This window comes from Sphingomonas sp. HMP6 (genome assembly GCF_013374095.1).
Lineage (GTDB): Bacteria > Pseudomonadota > Alphaproteobacteria > Sphingomonadales > Sphingomonadaceae > Sphingomonas.
Genome location: NZ_AP022672.1, coordinates 3,169,164 through 3,188,240, shown reverse-complemented (window position 1 = coordinate 3,188,240; position 19,077 = coordinate 3,169,164). Strand labels below are relative to the sequence as shown.

The following is a 19,077-nucleotide window of genomic DNA, read 5'->3' as shown; positions in this document are numbered from 1 at the left end:
CCGGCGCCCCTTACCCGGCGAACGCCTTGACCAGATCGAACAGATAATCGCGGCCATTATACAGCGAATCCTTGCGGATCCGCTCGTTCAGGCCGTGCGTGCCGTTGCCGTCGGCATCGACGAAGAAACCGGGCACGCCGTAAACCGGAATCCCGACCGCCTCGAGGAAGATCCCGTCGGTCGCGCCGGTCGACATCAGCGGCAGCAGCGGCAGGCCGGGGAAATGCTTCGCCGCCACTGCCTTTACCGGGCCGGTGATCTTTGGATCGAGCGCGGGCGGGATCGCGGTCGGGCGGATCGGTGGGTTGGCGCTGACCTTGACCTTCGGCCCGGCGAGCTCCTGCAATTTGGCGAGCGTGCCCGGCACCGTCTCGCCAGGGAAGATGCGGCAATTGACGTTGGCAGTCGCGCGCTGCGGCAGCGCATTCTCGGCATGACCCGCCGTCACGATCGTCGCGACGCAGGTCGTGCGCAGCGTCGAATGCATCATTTTTTCTGAACTCACGATCTTGTCGGCGGCGGCATCGTTCGGGTTGGCCAACAGCTTCATGATCGCATCGCGTAGCACGGGCGGGGAACCGAGCGCCGCCATGCTGAAGAAAGCGCGCGTCGTATCGCTGAACTTGACCGGGAATTCATAGCCCTGCACCGCCTTCAACGCGTCGGACAGCTCGTAGATCGCGTTCGAGGGCACCGGTTGCGAGCTGTGCCCGCCGGGGTTGGTCACCTCGAACGCGTAATTCTGCGAAGCCTTCTCGCCGACTTGCAGCGCCAGCAATTGCGGCTTGCCGTCGGGGCCGTAGCGCCCGCCGCCGCCTTCGTTGAGCGCGAATTCGGCATCGATCAGGTCGCGCTTGTTCTTCGCCAGCCATTCCGCGCCGTTGAACGCGAAAGTCGTTTCCTCGCCGCAGGTTAGCGCCAGCTTGATCGTGCGCTTGGGGCGATACCCCTCCTGCTTGAGGCGGATCATCGAATCCGCCCAGACCGAAGCCATCGCCTTGTCGTCGACTGTCCCGCGTGCATAATAATAGCCGCCCTCGTCGATCAGCGTGAAGGGATCGCGCACCCAATCGGCGCGCTTGGCCTCCACCACGTCGAGATGGCCGAGCAGCAGCATCGGCTTGGCCGTGGCGTCACTCCCCTTAATGACCGCGACGATGCCGCCTTCCTTGGCGCGCTCGGGCACCGAGAACAGCGTGACGTCGCTGTCGGCATAGCCTGCCGCCTTCAGCCGCGTGCCGATCTGTGCGGCAGCTTGCGTGCAGCTCCCGCTGGACAGCGTCGTGTTGGTCTCAACCAATTCCTTGTAGAGCCCGAAGTACGCCTTCTGGTCGGGCCGATCCTGCGCCGATGCTGCGCTGGCGATCGCCGCCAGACCGAGGATCGTTGCTGTCGTGAGTGCGCGCATGTGAAAGGCCCCTTTTATGTGGGACAGAAGCTAACGCGCTGTGCCGCGAACGCAACCGTTACGGACCCCCCGTTCGCCCTGAGCCTCTCGAAGGGCAGCGTGCCGCCCATCCGACGCGGCTTGTAGCAGCCGGGGCTTCGACACGCTCAGCCCGAACGGAGGGGGGAAACCTCAGGTCAAACGACCGTGAGCCGAGCCGGTCTAAAGCGCCGCCGCGTCCTTCGGCTGCGCCAACCGAAGTTCGCGGTTGGCGAAATCGATTCGCACGCGCCCGAACAGGCGCAAGGCGTCGATCCCAAGCAACAAGGCGGGTACTTCACGCAGACCGAGCCGCGCAAACGGTGGCGCGTCCGAGAAGGCCACGGGCAAATTGGCGAAGGCAATCTTCCCCAGCTGGATTTGCCCGACCTGGGTATAATCCGCCTCCAGCACGCCGCCGGTGACGCTCATCAACTTGACCGGGGTCATAAGCCCGGAGTCGCGCGCGACGAGGCGGCGCAAGGCGAGATTGCCCATGCTGACGACCGACCCCGTGTCGATCACGACCCGGATCCGGCGTCCGCGATAGCTCGCGTCGGTTACGACGAGCTGACCGAGCAGGTTCTTTGCGCGGATGACGATATCGTCCCGGCCAAACCGTTCGATCCGGATGCGTTTCGACGACGGCGTCACCGTCATCGCCTGACGCGCGAAATCGATCGTGACGGCATGGTCCTTGAGCGTGTCGATCCCGACCAGCCCCTGCGCACCCAGATGCCGCTGCACCAGCGCCGGTGCCTCGATCCGCACGTTGGTGATGCGCGCGCCGCGCCCAGCAGTGCCGACTCCGATATCAGGAATGAGGAAGGTCCCGACGCTGGCCGACCCCGCCATCGCGGTGATCCGCACCGTCCGTCCCGGTGCCAGCCCAAGCGATTCCGCAAGTTCGCGGGCGATGACGGTGCGTTCGGATCCGGTGTCCACGACAAAGCGGTAGGGACCGGTCGCGCCGATCGTTACCGGCACCGTCATGCGCGTATCGTCATTGGCGAAATCGAGCTGATCGCGTGGAATCTGCTGCGGATTTTGCTGCGCAGCAGGATCGGGCGCGGGCTGTTCCGGACTGAGCAGCGCGAGCAGGGGAGAGGCGAGGAGCAGCGCCGGGTTCATGTGACGAAGGTACGCCCGTTCCGGCCCTACGACAAGCGCGACTAATCCAGCCTCATCGCCTCCGCCGCCAGCACTTCGGCCTCGATCAACAGCGCATCGTCGGCCAGCCCCTGCGACACATGCTCGCGCCCGATCAGCGTCAGCACCGGCACCGCGAGCGGCGAGATCCGTTCCAGATCGACGTGCAGCATCGTGTCCGCCGCACGATCGAGCAAGTCGGCCAGCCGCCCGACATCGGTCATCCGTGCACGCGCATCGGCCCAGGCGGCTTGCAGCAGGACATGTCCCGGCTCATATTTGCGCAGCACGTCATAGATCAGATCGGTCGAGAAACTGACTTGCTTGCCGGTCTTGCGCTTGCCCGGAATCTGCCGCTCGACCAGCCCGCCAATCACCGCGACCTCCCGAAACGCGCGTTTGAGCAGCGACGATTGCTGCACCCAATCGACGAACTCATCCTCCAAAATATCGCGCGAGAACAACGCCGCCGGGTCGGTGATCGGCTCCAGCCCGTAACACGCCAGCGCATAATCGTTTGAGACGAAGCCGATCGGTTTCAGCCCCTGCGTCTCCATCCGCCGCGTCACCAACATGCCGAGCGACTGATGTGCGTTCCAGCCTTCGAAACTGTAGGCGACCATGTAATGCTTGCCCTCACGCGGGAAGGTCTCGACCAATAACTGCCCCGGCCGCGGCATCACCGATCGCACCTGCTGCACCTCGAGCCATTCGCGCACATCATCGGGAAAGCGCCGCCACGCGTCCGGATCGGCGAGAAACCCGCGTACACGGTCCGCAAGGTTGGTCGACAGCGCCATCCGCGCGCCGCCATAGCTCGGGATGCGCGCGGGCCGCGACGTTGCGCGGACCACGATCGACTCGGTGTCGATCCGCTCTACCTCCAGGCTCAACCCCGCGAAAAAGAAGGTGTCGCGCGGGGAAAGGGTCGCGGCAAAGCCCTCCTCGACTCGCCCCAAAGCCCGCCCGTTGCCGAAGCGTACGGTCAGCATCGTCGCCTCGACGATGATCCCGGCATTCAGGCGATGCTGCGCAACAAATTTCGGCAGGCTGACCCGCCACATGCCGTCTGCGTCCTGCGTCAGGCGCTTAAACTTGTCGTACGCCTTCAGCGCATAGCCGCCGTCGCGGACGAAGCCGAGCACTTGCTCGAATGTCTCGGTGGGCAGCGCCGAATAAGGCAAGGCCGAGCGGACCTCGTCGAGCAACGCCCCCTGTTCGAATGGCGCCGCGCAGGCACACGCCATCACATGCTGCGCCAGCACGTCGAGCGCGCCCATGCGGAACACGTCGGGGTCGAGCTCGCCCGCTTCGACCGCGTCGAGTGCTGCCCGCGCTTCGAGATATTCGAAGCGATTGCCCGGCACGACGATCGCCTCGGACGGTTCATCCAGCCGGTGATTGCTGCGGCCGATCCGCTGCAGCAAACGCGACGATCCTTTCGGCGCGCCCATCTGAACCACGCAATCGACATCGCCCCAATCGACCCCGAGATCGAGGCTGGCGGTCGCGACCAGCCCGCGCAACCGCCCGTCGGCCATCGCGCCCTCGACCTTGCGTCGCGCCTCCAGGCTGAGCGAGCCGTGATGTACCCCCAGCGGCAAATTCATCGCATTGACCTTCCACAAATCCTGAAAGATCAATTCGGCCAGCGCGCGGGTGTTGCAGAACACGATCGTCGTCTTGTGGAGCTCGATCTCGGCCATCACCTGTTCGGCGGCATAGCGGCCCGAATGGCCCGACCACGGCACCCGCCCCTGCGGCAGCAAGATCGTGACATTGGGCGGCGCGCCGGGTTCGCCCTGCACCAGCGTGACCGTATCGATATCGCCATCGGGCGCGAGCCAGGCGCGGTAGCCGTCGGCATCGGCCACCGTTGCCGATAGCGCCACGCGCCGCAGGCCCGGCGCAATCCGTTGCAGCCGCGCCATGCACAGGCTGAGTAAATCGCCGCGCTTGCCGGTGGCGAAGGCGTGGACCTCGTCCACCACGATCGTCTTCAGGCCCTCGAACATCGTGAAGCTGTCGGGGTAGCTCAACAGCAGGCTGAGCGATTCGGGCGTCGTCAGCAGGATATGCGGCGGCTTGATCCGCTGCCGCGCCTTGCGATCCGACGGGGTGTCACCGGTGCGCGTTTCGATCCGGATATCGACGCCCATTTCGGCGACAGGGGTGAGCAGATTGCGCTGCACGTCGACCGCCAGCGCCTTTAAGGGCGAAACGTACAACGTGTGCAGCCCGTCCGCCGGGTGCTCGATCAGCTCGGCAAGCGTCGGCAGGAACCCAGCGAGCGTCTTACCTGCGCCCGTCGTCGCGACGAGCAAGCCATGTGCCCCGGCGCGCGCGACATCGAGCATCTCGCGCTGATGCCGCCGTGGCGCCCAGCCCTTGGCGGCGAACCAGTCGGTGATCGGGGTGGGGAGGTCGGGTCGGTTCACCCCGTCGATATGGGGTGCGCGGACGCACAAAGACCAGCCCTGCCGCCGTCCACGATCATGGAATCGCGCGAAACTCGCTGTAGCTCGTACTCGTCCGCATCGTTCCGGCCTTGCCCATCATCGCGCCGGTCAGCGCGCTGCTGGCCTCCGAGGGCACTGCATTTCCGTCGCCCAGCAGGCGATAGCGCTGATCAACCGCGATACTGCGCAGCGACGCGACCAGCATCACGCTGAAGCTCTTGTTCGACGTCATCCGCACATGCTCGACAAACGGCACCGCGCCGCCGGTATTGACCAGCGCCTCGGCTTGCGTGTCGGCGGAGGCATCATGCGATCCGATCTTGAAAATCCCCTTGGGCAGCCGCGCGAAGCGATAGAGCACGCCGCCCTTCACCTCGGTCCGCGTTGCCGCACCGCCGAACCACTCCGCGATTTGCGCGTAAGACGGCGTCGGCCCGCGCTTGGTCTTGCGCGCCGATGCGAGGTCCTTGGGGCTGGGCGCACGCGCGTCGACGCTGACCAGCGACCAGCGATCGGCCGGTGCGCGGCGTGGATCGAAGTGCTCGACATAGGTCTTGCGCTCGGCGCCGCTGCGGTCGAGCACCAGCGTCCGGCGAAATGCATAGCGTGCGGTCGGCGTGGCGCGCGCGGCCGCGACGATCTTCGCTTGCAACGCATCGGCCTGCGCCGCGCTGACCGGCACGCCCAGCGCCAGCGCGACGCCGCCAAGGGCAGACGTCCAGGCGGCAAGACGCCGAAGGGAAGAAATCGAAAGGAGGGACGTCCGAATCGCGCTTGTCATGACAGTGGCATCCTACAGCAATGGGGCCAATCCAAGGCGCGCCCGCGCCCGCGCCCCGCACCGCGAATCAGGCAGCCGCTACTTTCGCTTGCACGGGAAGGCCTGTTTCAACGCATCGCGCACCAAAAAGGACGGCGCGCTCGTCCAACGATCGGGATGGAGCCGCAGCGCCTTGCGCACCGCCACCACCGCCTGGCGCGTGGAGGCTTTCTTCGCCGACGGGCAAATCTCCTGCGCGAGCGACAGCGCGTCGAAGATGCCGAGGATATACCCGGTGCAGAAACTCGCGCTCGTATCGCTGTCCTTGCCGCTACACGCGCGCGCCAATTGCGCGCTTTCGAGCGGGCTGACCACCACGGGCGACGGGTCCGCCGCGCCCAACGCGAAGGCCGCCCAGATCACGATGCCGGCCCGGGCGCTGCGGGGTTCAGATAGGGCAGCAGGCGCACGCGCGGGAACACCGTGTCGAACGGCGTGCGTTCGGGCAGGATATAGACGATGCCCCCCGCCTTGCCGAACAGCGCGCCAATCTTGCCGGTATAGAAACGCGCGCCGACGTTGATGCAGCCGAAGCTGATGCGATTGTCATCGGGCGTTGGCGACAGCAGCCGCGCGACGCGGCGTTCCTTCTTGTGCGTGGTGATCACCGCGTGCAGCGCGACTGAATTGGCGTAGTCGACCCACAACACGCGCTGATTGCCGAACGCGCGGCCGAATTTCGACACGAAGCGCCCGGCGGGCGTGGTGCGCTCGGCCGGGCCGATGTCCTCAAGCTTCTTGGCACCCACGCCGGGCGACGAATCATCCCCGACCCCGATGCCGAGCAGCACCGGCGTCTCCCCGACGAAACTGCCGTCCGCGCGGAACAGCGACAGCGACGCGGCCTGCTTGTCGATGACGAGATAGGGGCGTTTGCCATTGTCGCGTGCCGAGGCGATCCACGCGATGAGGCGCGCCGCATCGGGCGAGCGGACTGGCTCGGGCACCGGCACGGTTGCGACGGCGGGCGGCGGTTTGACCGCCTTGCGCTTCGCCGTCTTCGCACTCGGCAAGGACGCGGCCGAAAGCGGCACGGCGGCCAGCCCAATCGCCGCGGCGACCATCACCAGACCGCCGCGGCGCGGTCGAACGGGCACCCGGTTCACCGGATGCCCGAACGCTTCAGGTGTAGCGATCAAGGATCAGCCGCGCGGCTTGCGCTGCCGCCGCTGCTGCGCCTGCATTTGCTGGTCGAGCCCATCGACGCGGCCGCCCAGCTGGTCGATCCGCTGGGAATTTTGCTGCGCCTGTCCGGCAGCCGCCTGCGCCGCTGCCAGTGCCTGGCCTGATGTGCCTTCGACCGTGCGGACGCGCCCGTCGATGCCATCGATTCGTTCGTTCACGGTGGCGATCTGGCTTCGCACGAAGCCCTTGGTCGCGCAGCCGCTGATGCCGACCGATCCGAGCAAAATCAGACCGAGAATCGCAGACTTAGGAATATTGGGACGCATATACTCACCTCTTCATACTGTCGGGGTAGGCACACCCAAGGGCCGACGGATCGCGCTTGGCAAACGCAATCCGCCGGGCTGTGCGCGTTCTGCGGCGGGCGGACCGGATCGCCTGTCGGGCAACCGGCGCATACTTTCAGCCGCCCCCAGCTGCACATCGACCAAGCCGCTAAGCAGCCGCTTATGGCGCACGGGATAAGCCAATCGCCAATGGCCGACGGGGCGAGCGTCGGACATCTGCCGGGACACCTCAAGCAAGGAGTGTTCCCATGTCGATCCCACGTGCCACCATCGCCGCCGCGCTCGCGCTGATCCTGGTTGCCGGGCCGGGCCAAGCCGAGCAGCCCGGGTCTAACGGTTCAACCAAGACAGCCGCGGCCGCCGCGCCTTCCAGCAACGCCAAGCCGCGCCCCAAGGCAACCGCCACCCCGACCCCACACCGCGCGCACGAACGCGGCGAAGAGCTGCGCGAAAAGCACCGCGCGCAGCGCCCGGGCGCCGCACGGGAGGACGATCATGACCGCGATTGAGGCGACACCGTGCCGCTGGGACGTGGTCGTCCGCGTGACGCATTGGGGAATTGTCGCCGCGATCCTGGCCAATGCGCTCTTCACCGAAGCTGGCTCGGCGGCGCATCTCTGGGTCGGCTACGGGCTGGCGGCGGTGTTCGGCTTGCGACTGATCTGGGGCGTGGTCGGCCCCGGCGCAGCGCGCTTCGCCGCGTTCCCGCCCAGCCCGCGCCGCGCGATCGCGCATGTCGGCGATATTGTCCGCGGGCGGAAGACCGCGCACGCCTCGCACAATCCGCTCGGCGCGCTGATGGTCTATGCCATTTGGGGGACGCTGGGGGTGATCATCGCCAGCGGCATCGCAATGGCAGGCCTCCCGCGCGCGACGGTCGCCGGAATCACGCTCCCCACCGTCGTTACCGAGATGTCGCAAGCAAGCGAGGAAGCCGACACCGAGGCGGGCGAGGCGGGCGAGGCGGGCGAGCGCGAAGAAGGGCCGCTTGGCGAGCTCCATGAAGTAGCCGTCAACCTGCTCTATTTGCTGATCGTTCTCCACATCGCCGGGGTGGTGTTCGAAACGCGCCGCAGCGGTCGCGACATCGTGATGGCGATGCTGCCGCGCGCACGGTAGATTGCGCGGATGACCGATCGACGGCACGCACTTGAGCGCAGGACCATGGCGACGATCGTCGTCGTGGTCCTGCAGCTGTTCGCCACACTGTTCTTCCTGGTCGATGTCGCGGGCGACGCGCGCAGCGAGGCCGCGAGCGGGCATCTGGCGATCGAGGGGTTCGCCGCGATCGCCTTGGCGGCCGGGGTCGTGTTCGGCGCGCTGCAGATCCGATGGCTGGTGCTGCGCGCTCGGCACGACGAAACCGCCGTCGCGACCGCGCGCGGCGCGCTGGCCGATTTGATCCGGCTGCGCTTTGCCGAATGGCGGCTGACCGGAGCCGAAGCCGATGTCGCCTTGTTCGCGCTGAAAGGGTGCGACGTCGCCGACATTGCCGCGTTGCGTGCGACCGCGACGGGCACGGTTCGGGTACAGCTCGCCAGCGTCTATGCCAAGGCAGGGGTGCGGTCCCAAGTCGCGCTGATGGCGCTGTTTACCGAAGATCTGGTCGACATCGGCGACGCGGCACCTCTGCGCTCCGGCTGACCTGCGCGCCGCGACCGGGTGACGTTGCTCGGTCCCATGTGCGCCCCCATATCATCCAGATGGCAAAGCTCGGCGACTGGATCGATCCCCAACCCCACGGCATTTACGTGAAGCCCGCCGATGTGTGGATCGACCCGTCGCGGCCCACCCCGCGCGCGCTCGTCACGCATGGCCATGCCGATCATGCGCGCGGCGGGCATGGCGCCGTTTGGGCGACGCCCGAGACGCTCGCGATCATGGATGCGCGGTATGGGGCGCAGGCGGGCAATCCGGTGGCGTATGGCGAAAGTCGCAGCTTCGGGGATGTCACCGCGACCTTCGTCCCTGCAGGCCATGTGCTCGGCTCCGCGCAGATCCTGCTCGAACATCGCGGCGAGCGGATCGTCGTGTCAGGCGATTACAAGCGCCGCGCCGATCCGACCTGCACGCCGTTTCAACCCGTCAAATGCGACGTGTTCATTACCGAGGCGACGTTTGGGCTGCCGGTGTTCCGTCATCCCGAAACCGGCGACGAGATCGATAAATTGACGGCGGCCCTCCACGCCAATCCCGATCGCTGTGTGCTGGTCGGGGCCTATGCGCTGGGGAAGGCGCAGCGCGTCATCGCCGAATTGCGCGCGCGCGGGCATGATGCGCCGATCTACATCCACGGCGCGCTCGAACGGCTCTGCGCGCTGTATCAGGCGCACGGGGTAGACCTCGGCGAGCTGCGCCCGGCCACCCCCGCGACCAAGGCCGAAATGGCCGGCCACATCGTCATCGCCCCGCCCGGTGCGCTGGCGGACCGCTGGTCGCGGCGCTTGCCCGACCCGATCACCGCGATGGCGAGCGGGTGGATGCGCGTGCGGCAACGCGCGGTGCAGCGCGGCGTGGAACTCCCGCTGATCCTGAGCGATCATGCCGATTGGGACGAGCTGACCGACACCCTCACCGAAATCGCGCCCCGCGAAGTGTGGGTCACGCACGGGCGCGAGGATGCGTTGGTGCATTGGTGCCAGACGCGACAGATCAAGGCGAAGCCGCTGCACTTGGCCGGTTTCGAAGACGAAGACGATTGAGGGATTTGAGACAATGCAGAAACGCAACTGGGCAATGATCGCGGCGGCGGTAGCGGGCACGGCGGCGGCGGGGGCTGCCGCCTTCATCGTGCAGGAAAAGCGCACCGAACAGCCGCCGTACACGGTCGATCGGACCGACGGTCCGGTCGAGATCCGGCGCTATCCCGAATTGCTCGTCGCCGAAACCGAAACTAAAGGCCCGCGCCAGGCGGCATTGGGCAGCGGTTTCGGTCGCCTTGCCGACTATATCTTCGCGAAGAACCGTGGTGGCGAGGGCATCGCGATGACCGCGCCCGTACTGAGCGAGCGCGACGCGCCGATCGCGATGACCGCGCCGGTGACGAGTGAGCGAACCGGCGGCCAGTGGCGTACGCGCTTCGTCATGCCAGCCAAATATACGCGCGCGACGCTGCCCCCGCCCGGCCCCGGCGTAACGATCTCGACCGTGCCCGCGCGCCGCGTGGCGGTGTATCGCTTCTCCGGCGTCGCGACCGACGCGGCCTTGGCCAAGGCCGAGACGGCGCTGCGCGCTTGGCTGACGAAGGAGCGGCTCGAAGGCGGGGCGGTGACTTATGCTTTCTACAACTCTCCCTTCATGCCGGGGCCGCTGCGCCGCAACGAAGTGATGATCGCGCTGCCCGGCTGACCGCTCACCCCGCCAGCGGCTGGAGCAACTCGATCCGATTGCCGAACGGATCGTCGACATAAAGCCGGTCATATCCGTCGAGCGGCTCATCCGCGACGATCCGGTATCCGCCCGCCGCCAGCGTCGTCGCCAGCGCCGCAAGATCGTCGACCAGAAATGCTGGATGCGCTTTGCGCGCCGCCCGAAAATCGCGTTCGACGCCAAGATGTACCTTCAGCACGCCGCGCTCGAACCAACACCCCCCGCGCGCCGCGAGATGCGGTGGCTTGAGCAACTCCGGAATGCCGAGCGCATCGCGATAAAAGGCCCGCGCCGCATCCTCGCCACCCTCCGGCATGGTAAGCTGGACGTGATCGATCGCGCGGATCACGGCGGCTAAGCCCGCTCCAGCGCCCGCGCGCGGCGGCGCTGGACCGATGATCCGATCCCCAGCGCTTCGCGATATTTCGCGACGGTGCGGCGCGCGATGTCGAAGCCTTTGGCATTGAGCAATTCGACCAGCGTATCGTCCGACAAAATCTTGTCGCCCTCCGCCCCGATCAGCGCGCGGATCGCCGATTTAACGGCTTGCGCCGACACCGCATCGCCGCCGTCGGACGACTGGATCGCTGAGGTGAAGAAGTATTTGAGCTCATACAGCCCGCGCGCGCACGACAGATATTTGTTGCTGGTGACGCGGCTGACGGTCGATTCGTGCATCTCGATCGCGTCGGCCACCTGGCGCAGCGTCATCGGTTTCAGATGCGCTACGCCGTTCAGGAAGAACGCCTCCTGCTGCTTCACGATTTCGGTCGCGACCTTGATGATCGTGCGCTGGCGCTGATCGAGCGCTTTCACCAGCCAGTTCGCGCTGGCGAGCATTTCGCCGAGCCACGCCTTGCTCGCTTTGTCGCCCCGCGCGGTCGATAGTTCGGTATAGTAACTGCGGTTGACCAGCACGCGCGGCAGCGTCGCTGCGTTGATCTCGATCCCCCAGCCATCCTTGCGCTTCGCCACGAACAGATCGGGCACCACCGCTTGCGTCGGCTCTCCGCCGAAGCGACAGCCGGGTTTGGGATCATAGCCGCGCAGCTCGCGGATCATGTCAGCGAGATCCTCGTCATCGACATCGCACAGCCGCCGCAACCGCGCGAGATCGCCACGCGCGACCAGATCGAGATTGTCGATCAGCCGCGCCATGCACGGATCGTAGCGGTCGGCTTCCTTCGCTTGCAGCGCGAGGCATTCGGCAAGATCACGTGCGCCGACGCCGGTCGGATCGAAGGTCTGGATGATGCCGAGCACTTGCTCGACCCGCACCAGCGGCACGCCGAGCCGCGTCGCCACGTCGAGCAGCGAGGCGGTGAGATAGCCGCATTCGTCGATCTGGTCGATCAGATGCGCCGCGATGAACAGGTCGGGCCCGTCGACTGCGGTGCCGGCTTGGGCGAGCAGATGGTCCGACAGGCTGAGCGCGGTGTCGGCAAAGCTATCGAAATCGGGGCCATCCTCGCCCATCCCGCCGCCGCTGCTTGCGCCGTTGAGGCCGAGCGCGCCGTCCATACCCGCACCGCCCGGCTGATCGGCGACCGAATCGTGATGGAAACTCTCGGACGTAAAATCCACATCGAGCGAAGCCTCCCCGGCATCGCCGCCGCCCATCACCAGTTCGTCCGCGGTCGCGGGCGTGTCGCGCAGCGGTGCATCGGCCTCGCGCTCCTGCATCGGGCCGTCCCCATCCCCGTCGGCCTCCGGCGCACTGGCTTCAAGCAGCGGGTTGCGCTCGATCTCTTCGGCGAGGAACCCCTCGACCTCGAGGTTGGATAGCGCCAGCAGCCGGATCGCCTGCTGCAATTGCGGCGTCATCACCAGCGATTGCGACTGACGCAGATCGAGGCGCGGGGCGAGGCTCATGCGGGTGCCCGCCCCATTCCGTTCGCCCTGAGCCTGTCGAAGGGTCCGCGCCACAACAGCCGTTCGGCGAAGGGAGAGCAGCGCTTCGACAAGCTCAGCACGAACGGGGGTTGGGCAATATCCATCGCGCTACAGCGAGAAGCCCTCGCCCAGATACAGCCGCCGCACATTGGCATCGGCGACCAGTTCGTCGGGCGACCCGCTGAACAGCACGCGGCCATCATAGATGATGTAGGCGCGGTCGCAGATGCTCAGCGTCTCGCGCACATTATGATCGGTGATCAGCACGCCGATGCCGCGCTGCTTCAACTGGCAGATCAGGTCGCGAATGTCCGAAATCGACAGCGGATCGATGCCCGCGAACGGCTCGTCGAGCAGCATGATCGACGGATCGGCGGCCAGCGCGCGGGCGATCTCGGCGCGGCGCCGCTCCCCGCCCGACAGCGCCATCGCCGGGGATGCGCGCAACCGCGTCAGCCCGAATTCGTCGAGCAGCGTTTCGAGCCGCAGCGCGCGCTTGGCCTTGTCGGGCACGGCAAGTTCGAGCACGCTCAGGATGTTCTGCTCGACCGTCATCCCGCGAAAGATCGAGGTTTCCTGCGGCAGATAGCCGAGGCCAAGGATCGCGCGGCGATACATCGGCAATCCGGTGATATCATTGCCGTCGAGCATGATGCGGCCCGAATCGGGCTTCACCAATCCCATTACCGAGTAGAAGCAGGTCGTCTTGCCCGCGCCGTTCGGCCCAAGCAGCCCGATCACTTCGCCCTTGCCGACCGAGAGCGAAACGTCGGTCAGCACCGTCCGCTTGTCATAGGATTTCGCGATCGACACGACCGACAGGCCATCCGAGACCGGTGTCTCGGCGATCGGCGGTGCGGCATCTAAGGTCAGGCTATCGGTCATCGCAGGTCCCGTGCTCGCATTTGGGCGTTACCGAAACGTTACCATCCGGCATCTGGCAGGTTTGTTGCATGTATAAGCGAAACCCAGCCACCGCGAAAGGTCCGGGCGGCAAGTCGGCCCGCCGCTGCGTCAGTTGCGCTTGGGAACCGAGAAGGTGCCGCTCACGCGCCCGCTGCTGCTCGTCGTCGTCCCCGCGCCACCGCCACCGACCGACGATCCGTCGATGATCGCGCGCCCGGTGTCGAGGTTGATCGTCAGCCGCCCGCCGCTGATCGTATTGCCCGACTGGATTAGCGTCACCGCGCCCAGCATCGTCACGACGCGCTTGTTGAGATCGTACACCGCGAAATTGCTGCGCGCGGTCTGGTCGGGCCGGGTCACGGTGACCCCGCCGGTCGCGTCGAGCCGCGAAATTTGCGGGCTGCCGTCAATCACCTGGCCGGTATAGGCGACCGTCATCCGCGCCGCCTTCAGCGTCATCGCGGCTTGCTTGACCACCACGCCACCCGACAGGATCGCGCGATTGGCCTTGTCCTGCAGCTCAATGTGCGCGGCGTCGAAAGTGATCGGCGCGCCCGAATTGTGCGCGGTCTGCGCGGATGCCGCTCCCGCAAGAGCAAGCGACAGGACGATAACAAGGGTTGGCGTGCGCATCGGCGCTATCTCGCCTTTCGCGGCACGAACCGCAAGCGGGCATTGCCGTCAAGCGTCACGATATGCTCCTCCAGATCGGCATTCATCTGGTCCGCGCTGAACGTCCCCTGCGGCACCGTGCCGGTCACCGCACCCCCGCTTTTCAACGTCTTGGTCTTGAGATCGACCGTCGAGTTCTGCGTCTCGAGCCGATATCCGCCGCTGCTGTCGACGCGCACCGGGCCGTCGATCGCGACTTGCTGCTTGTCCATGTCGTAATGGCCGTGATCGGCGACGATGCTGGCCGGCCCATCGCGCAAATCGATTCGCGCCGACAATTGTTCGAGCTTGACGATCGGTTCGGCCGAGCTTTTCTGCACCGCCGACCCGGCGCTCAGCGCGAAGCGTTGCCCCTTGTCATCCTCGCCGCGATAGGTCGCCGATTGCACGCGCAGCCGTTCCTTCGCTACCTCGACCTTGTTCTTGTCGAGCAGGAAGCTGACGTCGCCGCCGGCATAGAGCGGCAGCACCACGACGAACGCGGCCAGCACGCCGATCGCCATCGGCAGCACCCGCCGCAGGACCGCGATCACGCGGTCGTGGCTCGATCCCGGGGCGGCCCAGATCTGGCGCGATGTCGGCGCGGCGTTAGGCATGGGCGAAGATGTCGACCTCGGGCCAGCCGGCGATATCGAGCTCGGCACGCCACGGCAGGAAATCGAAGCACGCCTGCGCCAGATCGGTCCGCCCCTCGCGCGCCAGCCGCAGGTCGAGTTCGTTGCGCATCGCATGGAGATAGCGCACGTCGGACGCGGCATAATCCTTCTGCGCCTCAGTCAGCACCGGCGCGCCCCAGTCTGAGGATTGCTGCGCCTTGGAGATATCCTGCCCGAGCAATTCGCGCACCAGCTCCTTCAAACCGTGGCGATCGGTATAGGTGCGGATCAGCCGCGACGCGATCTTCGTGCAATAAACGGGCGCGGCGGTCACTTCGAGATAATGGCTGATCGCCGCCAGATCGAAGCGCGCGAAATGATAGAGCTTCACCCGCGCCGGATCGGCGAGCAGCGCGCGCAGGTTCGGCGCGGCATAATCGCTGTCGGGGCCGAAGCGCACGAGATGCTCGTCAGGCCCGCCGTCCGACAATTGCACGAGGCACAGCCGGTCGCGCAGCGTGAGCAGACCCATTGTCTCGGTGTCGACGGCGATGTCGACTCCGGGGGCAAAGGTATCAGCGGGAAGGTCTTCTTCGTGGAGATATACTGTCATCGCGCGGGCCTAGCGGTGAACGCGCGATTTCTCAATGGCACGAGTTGGGGGAACGGCGACGGCCCGGCAGACCGAACTCCTCCGACTTCGAAAGGGCCAATTCTGTGCCGTGCGTGCAACGCTCGCGCGAGAACCGTGTGAGGCGTGCCGTATTTTCGACGAATTCATTCGCGGCGCTGCGGTTTTTAGGCTACCACGAGTCGGTACCATTATCGTTTTGGTGCATGTGCCTTTGCGTCCTTCGTCCGACGCTACGGTTACTATGATGGTTTCGGACGAGCCGGGAAGACGAACAGGGCATGAGTTTCGATAAAGGACGCCGCGGCGATCGTGGCGGGCGCGGGCGCGACAAGCGCGACGGTTTCGGCGATAGCGGCGGCTTCGACGGCGGTTTCGGCGGCGGTGGCGGCGATCGCTTCGGCGGCGGCGGCGGTGATCGCTTCGGCGGCGGCGGCGACCGGTTCGGCGGCGGCGGTGGCGGCGGTGATCGCTTCGGCGGCGGCGGCGGCGGCGGTGGCTTCCGCAGCGGCGGTGGCGGCGGCTTCGGCGGTGGTGGCGCAGGCGGCGGTGCTGGCCGCGGCATGCCCCCGCAGGTCGTTGGTGAAGGCACCGGCGTCGTAAAGTTTTTCAACGGGCAAAAGGGCTTCGGCTTCGTCGTACGCGATGACGGCGGCGAAGACGTGTTCGTGCATATCTCGGCAGTCGAGCAAGCCGGCCTCACCGGTCTGGCCGAGGGTCAGCCCTTGGGCTTCACCTTGGTCGATCGCGGTGGCCGTATTTCGGCAACCGATCTCAAGATCGACGGCGAGCCGATGGCCGTCACCGACCGCGGCCCGCCGCGCGAGCGTGACGCCGCTCCAGGCGGTCCGCGTGGCGCCGCCCCCGGTGGCGCACCGCAGCGGTCGCTGACCGGTGAAAAGGCGACCGGCACGGTCAAGTTCTTCAACGCGATGAAGGGCTTCGGCTTCATTCAGCGCGACGACGGACAGCCCGATGCGTTCGTCCACATCTCGGCAGTCGAGCGGGGCGGCATGTCGTCGCTCAACGAAGGCGACCGGCTCGAATTCGAGCTGGAAGTCGATCGTCGCGGCAAGATGGCAGCAGTGAACCTCACCTCGATCGCGTAAACGCTTTCGACGTGACGGACAGATAGACCCGGTGGGCTTTGCGCCCGCCGGGTTTTTTTTGTGCGCCCGCGCAATCGATCCGTTCCAGCGTGATTGCCCACTGGCAGTCTGGCTCCTTGGTGTCTTGGAAAGGTAAAGCAAGCTGCCTTTAAGCCCAGCTATCGGGCGATGGGGATAGGTTGAAAGGCAGCGTGGACATTCAGAGAGAATGTCATTCGCCAGGTTTCGCACCTCCCCCACTCCAATTCTTTTTCTTATTCCAGGAACCAATCATGTCTGATCAACTCCATGATATCGTTGACACGGCGGTTGCCGCCGGTGCCTTCAACACGCTGGTCGCCGCCGTTACGGCCGCCGGTCTTGTCGATACCCTGAAGGGCGAGGGTCCTTTCACCGTTTTTGCCCCGTCCGACGAGGCTTTTGCGGCGCTCCCCGCCGGCACGGTCGAGGAGCTCGTCAAGCCCGAGAACAAGGAAAAGCTGACCGCAATTCTGCTGCTCCACGTCCTGCCGGGTAAGGTCATGGCCGCAGATGTCGCAGGGCAGACACTGGATGCCGCGACCGCCGGCGGGGCGACCGTGCACGTCGATGGCAACAACGGCGTGACCGTTGACACGGCAAAGGTCGTGACGGCCGATATCGTCTGCACCAACGGCGTCATCCATGTGATCGACGCGGTGATCCTGCCCAAGGGATAATCCTCGTTCCGGGGCAATCGAGGGGCCTTGCTCCGCGATTGCCCCGTCAAACGCGGCCGGCAAAGCGCCGCTACGCGTCGCGAGCTTGAGCGGTGTTGCCGATTGCGTGTTCCAATACCGAACGCTCGCCATCCAAGGGATACCGACCGCCCTTTGGCGCCCATCGCGGCGCTTGGTTCATCAGGATCATGGTCTGGATAGGGTCTAAGGGACCTGTAGAATTGAACCGCTACATAGACTAGCTACAGCCGCGATGCAGCAGACTGTCGAATATGATCTAGACGCAGATGGGGAAAACTTGCTCGAGTCGATCAGGCGAAGCCCGATTGCCTCGGTGATCAGCGACCCGCGGCTTCCTGACAATCCGATCATCGCTGTAAATGCAGCCTTTTGCACCCTGACCGGCTACCCCGTCGATGAGATCATAGGCCGAAACTGCAAGTTTCTAGCGGGGCCCGATACCGAGCCCTGGCTTACCGAAAAGATCAGTGCTGGGGTCCGCGAACGGCGACCGGTGTTGGTCGAAATTCTCAATTACAAGCGTGATCGCTCACCCTTTCGCAACGCCGTACTCGTCGCGCCAGTGTTCGATGCCGAAGGCGAGCTTGAGTATTTTCTTGGCTCACAAGTCGAATTGCCTGTTCAAACGTCAGGCCCGACGTCAGCACGCCAGGCGCGCGCTGCTTTGCTCGTCAAATCGCTATCGCCCCGTCAGCGCCAGATTCTTGAACAGATCGCCCAAGGTCTCCGCAGCAAGCAGATCGCTTGGCAGCTCGGCCTGAGCGAAAAGACCGTTAATATGCACAGAACGCTGCTTTTTCAAAAGCTTGATACCCATAATGTGGCCGATGCCATCCGGATTGCCGTCGAAGCAGGGCTTTAGGTATATACCGAGGGAAACCCGTATAGCGCACTGCAGTGCTCGGCGTAAAAAGCACGCGGGCTACAAAGAAAATTCGCCTTGCTCAAGATCAGCCTGACCATGGCTGGGATCGGCGTCGTGACGTCGATCGAAACAATAGGATTCGGCATCGGCAGTTTCTGGGCACACATTCTGTATGGAGCTAGATATTATGAGTAATATTTCAGCGGAGCAATTTTCGCTTGTCTATAACGCCTTCTCCTTCACCTTTGCGACAATGGCAGCCGCTACCGCATTTCTGTGGATTAGCCGTTCACAGGTTACCCCTTCGTACAAAACTGCGTTAACGATTTCCGGCCTGGTCTGCGCGATCGCCGCCTATCACTACTTCCGGATTTTCGAGAGCTGGAACGCCAGCTATCTGGTCCGCGACGGTGTGGTGACGCAGACCCAAGTCGCCTTCAACGATGCCTATCGCTATGTCGACTGGCTGCTGACGGTGCCATTGCTGCTGATCGAGCTAGTTCTGGTGATGAACCTGCCTTCCAAGGACACGATGTCGCTATCGATTCGGCTCGGTTCCGCGGCTGCACTGATGGTGATCTTGGGCTATCCCGGTGAGATTGCCAGCGACAATACCACGCGTGCAATCTGGGGCACGTTGTCGGCAATTCCCTTTGCCTATGTGATGTTCCAGCTGTTCAAGGGGCTTGGTGCTTCGATTGAGCGGCAGCCTGAAAATGTCCGTGGCCTGATAAAGTCGGCGCGCCTGCTCACCTTCGCCTCATGGGGCTTCTACCCGCTGGTTTACATGATTCCGTACACCAACCTCGCCGGGGGCTCGGTAACGACCGGCGTGCAGATCGGCTATACCATCGCGGACATTATCGCAAAGGCAGGCGTAGGCGTCATGATCTTCATCATTGCCGTGCGTAAGTCCGAAAATGAGATGATGAAGCTGGCGACCGCATAGCGCGTAGATACTTTGCTTTATTTTACTTTTCTTGGATCTGGC

Annotated in this window: 22 protein-coding genes; 9 read left to right on the top strand and 13 right to left on the bottom strand. The window is 65.1% G+C overall.

From position 1 onward, the window contains the following. Positions 1–10 precede the first annotated feature (10 nt). The 7 genes from HMP06_RS15600 to HMP06_RS15570 form a co-directional block, all read right to left on the bottom strand. Positions 11–1,408 carry a M20/M25/M40 family metallo-hydrolase gene (locus HMP06_RS15600; RefSeq protein ID WP_176497901.1) on the bottom strand — a complete coding sequence of 466 codons (1,398 nt, stop codon included), beginning with the start codon at positions 1,406–1,408 and terminating at the stop codon, positions 11–13. Between the two features lie 201 nt (positions 1,409–1,609). Beyond that, positions 1,610–2,557 carry an aspartyl protease family protein gene (locus tag HMP06_RS15595; protein ID WP_176497900.1) on the bottom strand — a complete coding sequence of 316 codons (948 nt, stop codon included), beginning with the start codon at positions 2,555–2,557 and terminating at the stop codon, positions 1,610–1,612. A 41-nt stretch (positions 2,558–2,598) separates the two neighbouring features. Then, positions 2,599–5,013 (bottom strand): ligase-associated DNA damage response DEXH box helicase, encoded by a 2,415-nt coding sequence (locus tag HMP06_RS15590; protein ID WP_269473387.1) that lies wholly within the window; start codon positions 5,011–5,013, stop codon positions 2,599–2,601. Between the two features lie 55 nt (positions 5,014–5,068). Further along, positions 5,069–5,815, bottom strand: a complete 747-nt coding sequence (locus HMP06_RS15585; RefSeq protein WP_176497899.1) for a hypothetical protein — start codon at positions 5,813–5,815, stop codon at positions 5,069–5,071. 78 nt (positions 5,816–5,893) lie between these two features. Continuing rightward, complete coding sequence (locus HMP06_RS15580) at positions 5,894–6,217, bottom strand: Rap1a/Tai family immunity protein (RefSeq protein WP_176497898.1); 324 nt, start codon at positions 6,215–6,217, stop codon at positions 5,894–5,896. Beyond that, positions 6,214–6,951, bottom strand: coding sequence for a hypothetical protein (locus HMP06_RS15575; protein ID WP_232089731.1), 738 nt, complete (start codon positions 6,949–6,951; stop codon positions 6,214–6,216). The genes HMP06_RS15580 and HMP06_RS15575 overlap by 4 nt, the downstream gene beginning before the upstream one ends. Before the next feature lie 45 nt (positions 6,952–6,996). Further along, positions 6,997–7,305 carry a hypothetical protein gene (locus tag HMP06_RS15570; protein ID WP_176497897.1) on the bottom strand — a complete coding sequence of 103 codons (309 nt, stop codon included), beginning with the start codon at positions 7,303–7,305 and terminating at the stop codon, positions 6,997–6,999. A gap of 269 nt (positions 7,306–7,574) precedes the next feature. On the opposite strand from HMP06_RS15570, the gene HMP06_RS15565 reads away from it, so the two are divergent. From HMP06_RS15565 to HMP06_RS15545, 5 genes are read left to right on the top strand one after another with little or no spacing between them, the layout of a single operon-like run. Beyond that, positions 7,575–7,835 carry a hypothetical protein gene (locus HMP06_RS15565; RefSeq protein WP_176497896.1) on the top strand — a complete coding sequence of 87 codons (261 nt, stop codon included), beginning with the start codon at positions 7,575–7,577 and terminating at the stop codon, positions 7,833–7,835. Then, positions 7,822–8,445 carry a cytochrome b/b6 domain-containing protein gene (locus HMP06_RS15560; protein WP_176497895.1) on the top strand — a complete coding sequence of 208 codons (624 nt, stop codon included), beginning with the start codon at positions 7,822–7,824 and terminating at the stop codon, positions 8,443–8,445. The genes HMP06_RS15565 and HMP06_RS15560 overlap by 14 nt, the downstream gene beginning before the upstream one ends. 45 nt (positions 8,446–8,490) lie before the next feature. After that, positions 8,491–8,970, top strand: a complete 480-nt coding sequence (locus HMP06_RS15555) for a helix-turn-helix transcriptional regulator (protein ID WP_197940702.1) — start codon at positions 8,491–8,493, stop codon at positions 8,968–8,970. A gap of 59 nt (positions 8,971–9,029) precedes the next feature. Continuing rightward, positions 9,030–10,028, top strand: a complete 999-nt coding sequence (locus HMP06_RS15550) for a ligase-associated DNA damage response exonuclease (protein WP_176497893.1) — start codon at positions 9,030–9,032, stop codon at positions 10,026–10,028. Positions 10,029–10,041: 13 nt separating this feature from the next. Beyond that, a complete protein-coding gene (locus tag HMP06_RS15545; RefSeq protein WP_176497892.1) occupies positions 10,042–10,674 on the top strand; it encodes an SOUL family heme-binding protein in 633 nt (210 codons plus the stop codon). Between the two features lie 4 nt (positions 10,675–10,678). Here HMP06_RS15545 and HMP06_RS15540 read toward each other — a convergent pair whose 3' ends face one another. The 6 genes from HMP06_RS15540 to HMP06_RS15515 all read right to left on the bottom strand — a co-directional run bounded on the left by HMP06_RS15540 (position 10,679) and on the right by HMP06_RS15515 (position 15,375). Then, positions 10,679–11,044, bottom strand: coding sequence for a VOC family protein (locus tag HMP06_RS15540; protein WP_232089730.1), 366 nt, complete (start codon positions 11,042–11,044; stop codon positions 10,679–10,681). 5 nt (positions 11,045–11,049) lie between these two features. Then, positions 11,050–12,567, bottom strand: a complete 1,518-nt coding sequence (rpoN, locus tag HMP06_RS15535; protein ID WP_176497891.1) for an RNA polymerase factor sigma-54 — start codon at positions 12,565–12,567, stop codon at positions 11,050–11,052. A gap of 129 nt (positions 12,568–12,696) precedes the next feature. Then, entirely contained in the window at positions 12,697–13,473 is a 777-nt protein-coding gene (gene lptB, locus HMP06_RS15530; RefSeq protein ID WP_176497890.1) for an LPS export ABC transporter ATP-binding protein, read from the bottom strand. Between the two features lie 129 nt (positions 13,474–13,602). Beyond that, complete coding sequence (locus HMP06_RS15525) at positions 13,603–14,127, bottom strand: LptA/OstA family protein (RefSeq protein WP_176497889.1); 525 nt, start codon at positions 14,125–14,127, stop codon at positions 13,603–13,605. A gap of 5 nt (positions 14,128–14,132) precedes the next feature. After that, entirely contained in the window at positions 14,133–14,762 is a 630-nt protein-coding gene (lptC, locus tag HMP06_RS15520) for an LPS export ABC transporter periplasmic protein LptC (protein ID WP_176497888.1), read from the bottom strand. Further along, positions 14,755–15,375: a ribonuclease D gene (locus HMP06_RS15515; RefSeq protein ID WP_176497887.1), complete on the bottom strand. Its 621-nt coding sequence runs from the start codon at positions 15,373–15,375 to the stop codon at positions 14,755–14,757. Before HMP06_RS15515 ends, lptC begins: the two co-directional genes overlap by 8 nt. Before the next feature lie 299 nt (positions 15,376–15,674). Here HMP06_RS15515 and HMP06_RS18005 point away from each other — a divergent pair, with 299 nt between their 5' ends. The 4 genes from HMP06_RS18005 (at position 15,675) to HMP06_RS15495 (ending at position 19,035) form a co-directional block, all read left to right on the top strand. Then, entirely contained in the window at positions 15,675–16,502 is an 828-nt protein-coding gene (locus HMP06_RS18005) for a cold-shock protein (protein WP_176497886.1), read from the top strand. A gap of 272 nt (positions 16,503–16,774) precedes the next feature. Then, positions 16,775–17,200: a fasciclin domain-containing protein gene (locus HMP06_RS15505; protein WP_176497885.1), complete on the top strand. Its 426-nt coding sequence runs from the start codon at positions 16,775–16,777 to the stop codon at positions 17,198–17,200. 253 nt (positions 17,201–17,453) lie between these two features. Beyond that, entirely contained in the window at positions 17,454–18,083 is a 630-nt protein-coding gene (locus HMP06_RS15500) for a LuxR family transcriptional regulator (RefSeq protein ID WP_176497884.1), read from the top strand. Between the two features lie 190 nt (positions 18,084–18,273). Then, positions 18,274–19,035, top strand: a complete 762-nt coding sequence (locus HMP06_RS15495; protein ID WP_176497883.1) for a bacteriorhodopsin-like — start codon at positions 18,274–18,276, stop codon at positions 19,033–19,035. Positions 19,036–19,077: the final 42 nt, after the last annotated feature.

Excerpts from the sequence above, each read along its gene's own strand:
- HMP06_RS15600 (WP_176497901.1), bottom strand. The coding sequence starts at position 1,408 with ATGCGCGCACTCACGACAGCAACGATCCTCGGTCTGGCGGCGATCGCC.
- HMP06_RS15595 (WP_176497900.1), bottom strand. The coding sequence starts at position 2,557 with ATGAACCCGGCGCTGCTCCTCGCCTCTCCCCTGCTCGCGCTGCTCAGT.
- HMP06_RS15585 (WP_176497899.1), bottom strand. The coding sequence starts at position 5,815 with ATGACAAGCGCGATTCGGACGTCCCTCCTTTCGATTTCTTCCCTTCGG.
- HMP06_RS15570 (WP_176497897.1), bottom strand. The coding sequence starts at position 7,305 with ATGCGTCCCAATATTCCTAAGTCTGCGATTCTCGGTCTGATTTTGCTC.
- HMP06_RS15565 (WP_176497896.1), top strand. The coding sequence starts at position 7,575 with ATGTCGATCCCACGTGCCACCATCGCCGCCGCGCTCGCGCTGATCCTG.
- HMP06_RS15560 (WP_176497895.1), top strand. The coding sequence starts at position 7,822 with ATGACCGCGATTGAGGCGACACCGTGCCGCTGGGACGTGGTCGTCCGC.
- HMP06_RS15555 (WP_197940702.1), top strand. The coding sequence starts at position 8,491 with ATGGCGACGATCGTCGTCGTGGTCCTGCAGCTGTTCGCCACACTGTTC.
- HMP06_RS15550 (WP_176497893.1), top strand. The coding sequence starts at position 9,030 with ATGGCAAAGCTCGGCGACTGGATCGATCCCCAACCCCACGGCATTTAC.
- HMP06_RS15545 (WP_176497892.1), top strand. The coding sequence starts at position 10,042 with ATGCAGAAACGCAACTGGGCAATGATCGCGGCGGCGGTAGCGGGCACG.
- rpoN (WP_176497891.1), bottom strand. The coding sequence starts at position 12,567 with ATGAGCCTCGCCCCGCGCCTCGATCTGCGTCAGTCGCAATCGCTGGTG.
- lptB (WP_176497890.1), bottom strand. The coding sequence starts at position 13,473 with ATGACCGATAGCCTGACCTTAGATGCCGCACCGCCGATCGCCGAGACA.
- HMP06_RS15525 (WP_176497889.1), bottom strand. The coding sequence starts at position 14,127 with ATGCGCACGCCAACCCTTGTTATCGTCCTGTCGCTTGCTCTTGCGGGA.
- lptC (WP_176497888.1), bottom strand. The coding sequence starts at position 14,762 with ATGCCTAACGCCGCGCCGACATCGCGCCAGATCTGGGCCGCCCCGGGA.
- HMP06_RS15515 (WP_176497887.1), bottom strand. The coding sequence starts at position 15,375 with ATGACAGTATATCTCCACGAAGAAGACCTTCCCGCTGATACCTTTGCC.
- HMP06_RS18005 (WP_176497886.1), top strand. The coding sequence starts at position 15,675 with ATGAGTTTCGATAAAGGACGCCGCGGCGATCGTGGCGGGCGCGGGCGC.
- HMP06_RS15505 (WP_176497885.1), top strand. The coding sequence starts at position 16,775 with ATGTCTGATCAACTCCATGATATCGTTGACACGGCGGTTGCCGCCGGT.
- HMP06_RS15500 (WP_176497884.1), top strand. The coding sequence starts at position 17,454 with ATGCAGCAGACTGTCGAATATGATCTAGACGCAGATGGGGAAAACTTG.
- HMP06_RS15495 (WP_176497883.1), top strand. The coding sequence starts at position 18,274 with ATGAGTAATATTTCAGCGGAGCAATTTTCGCTTGTCTATAACGCCTTC.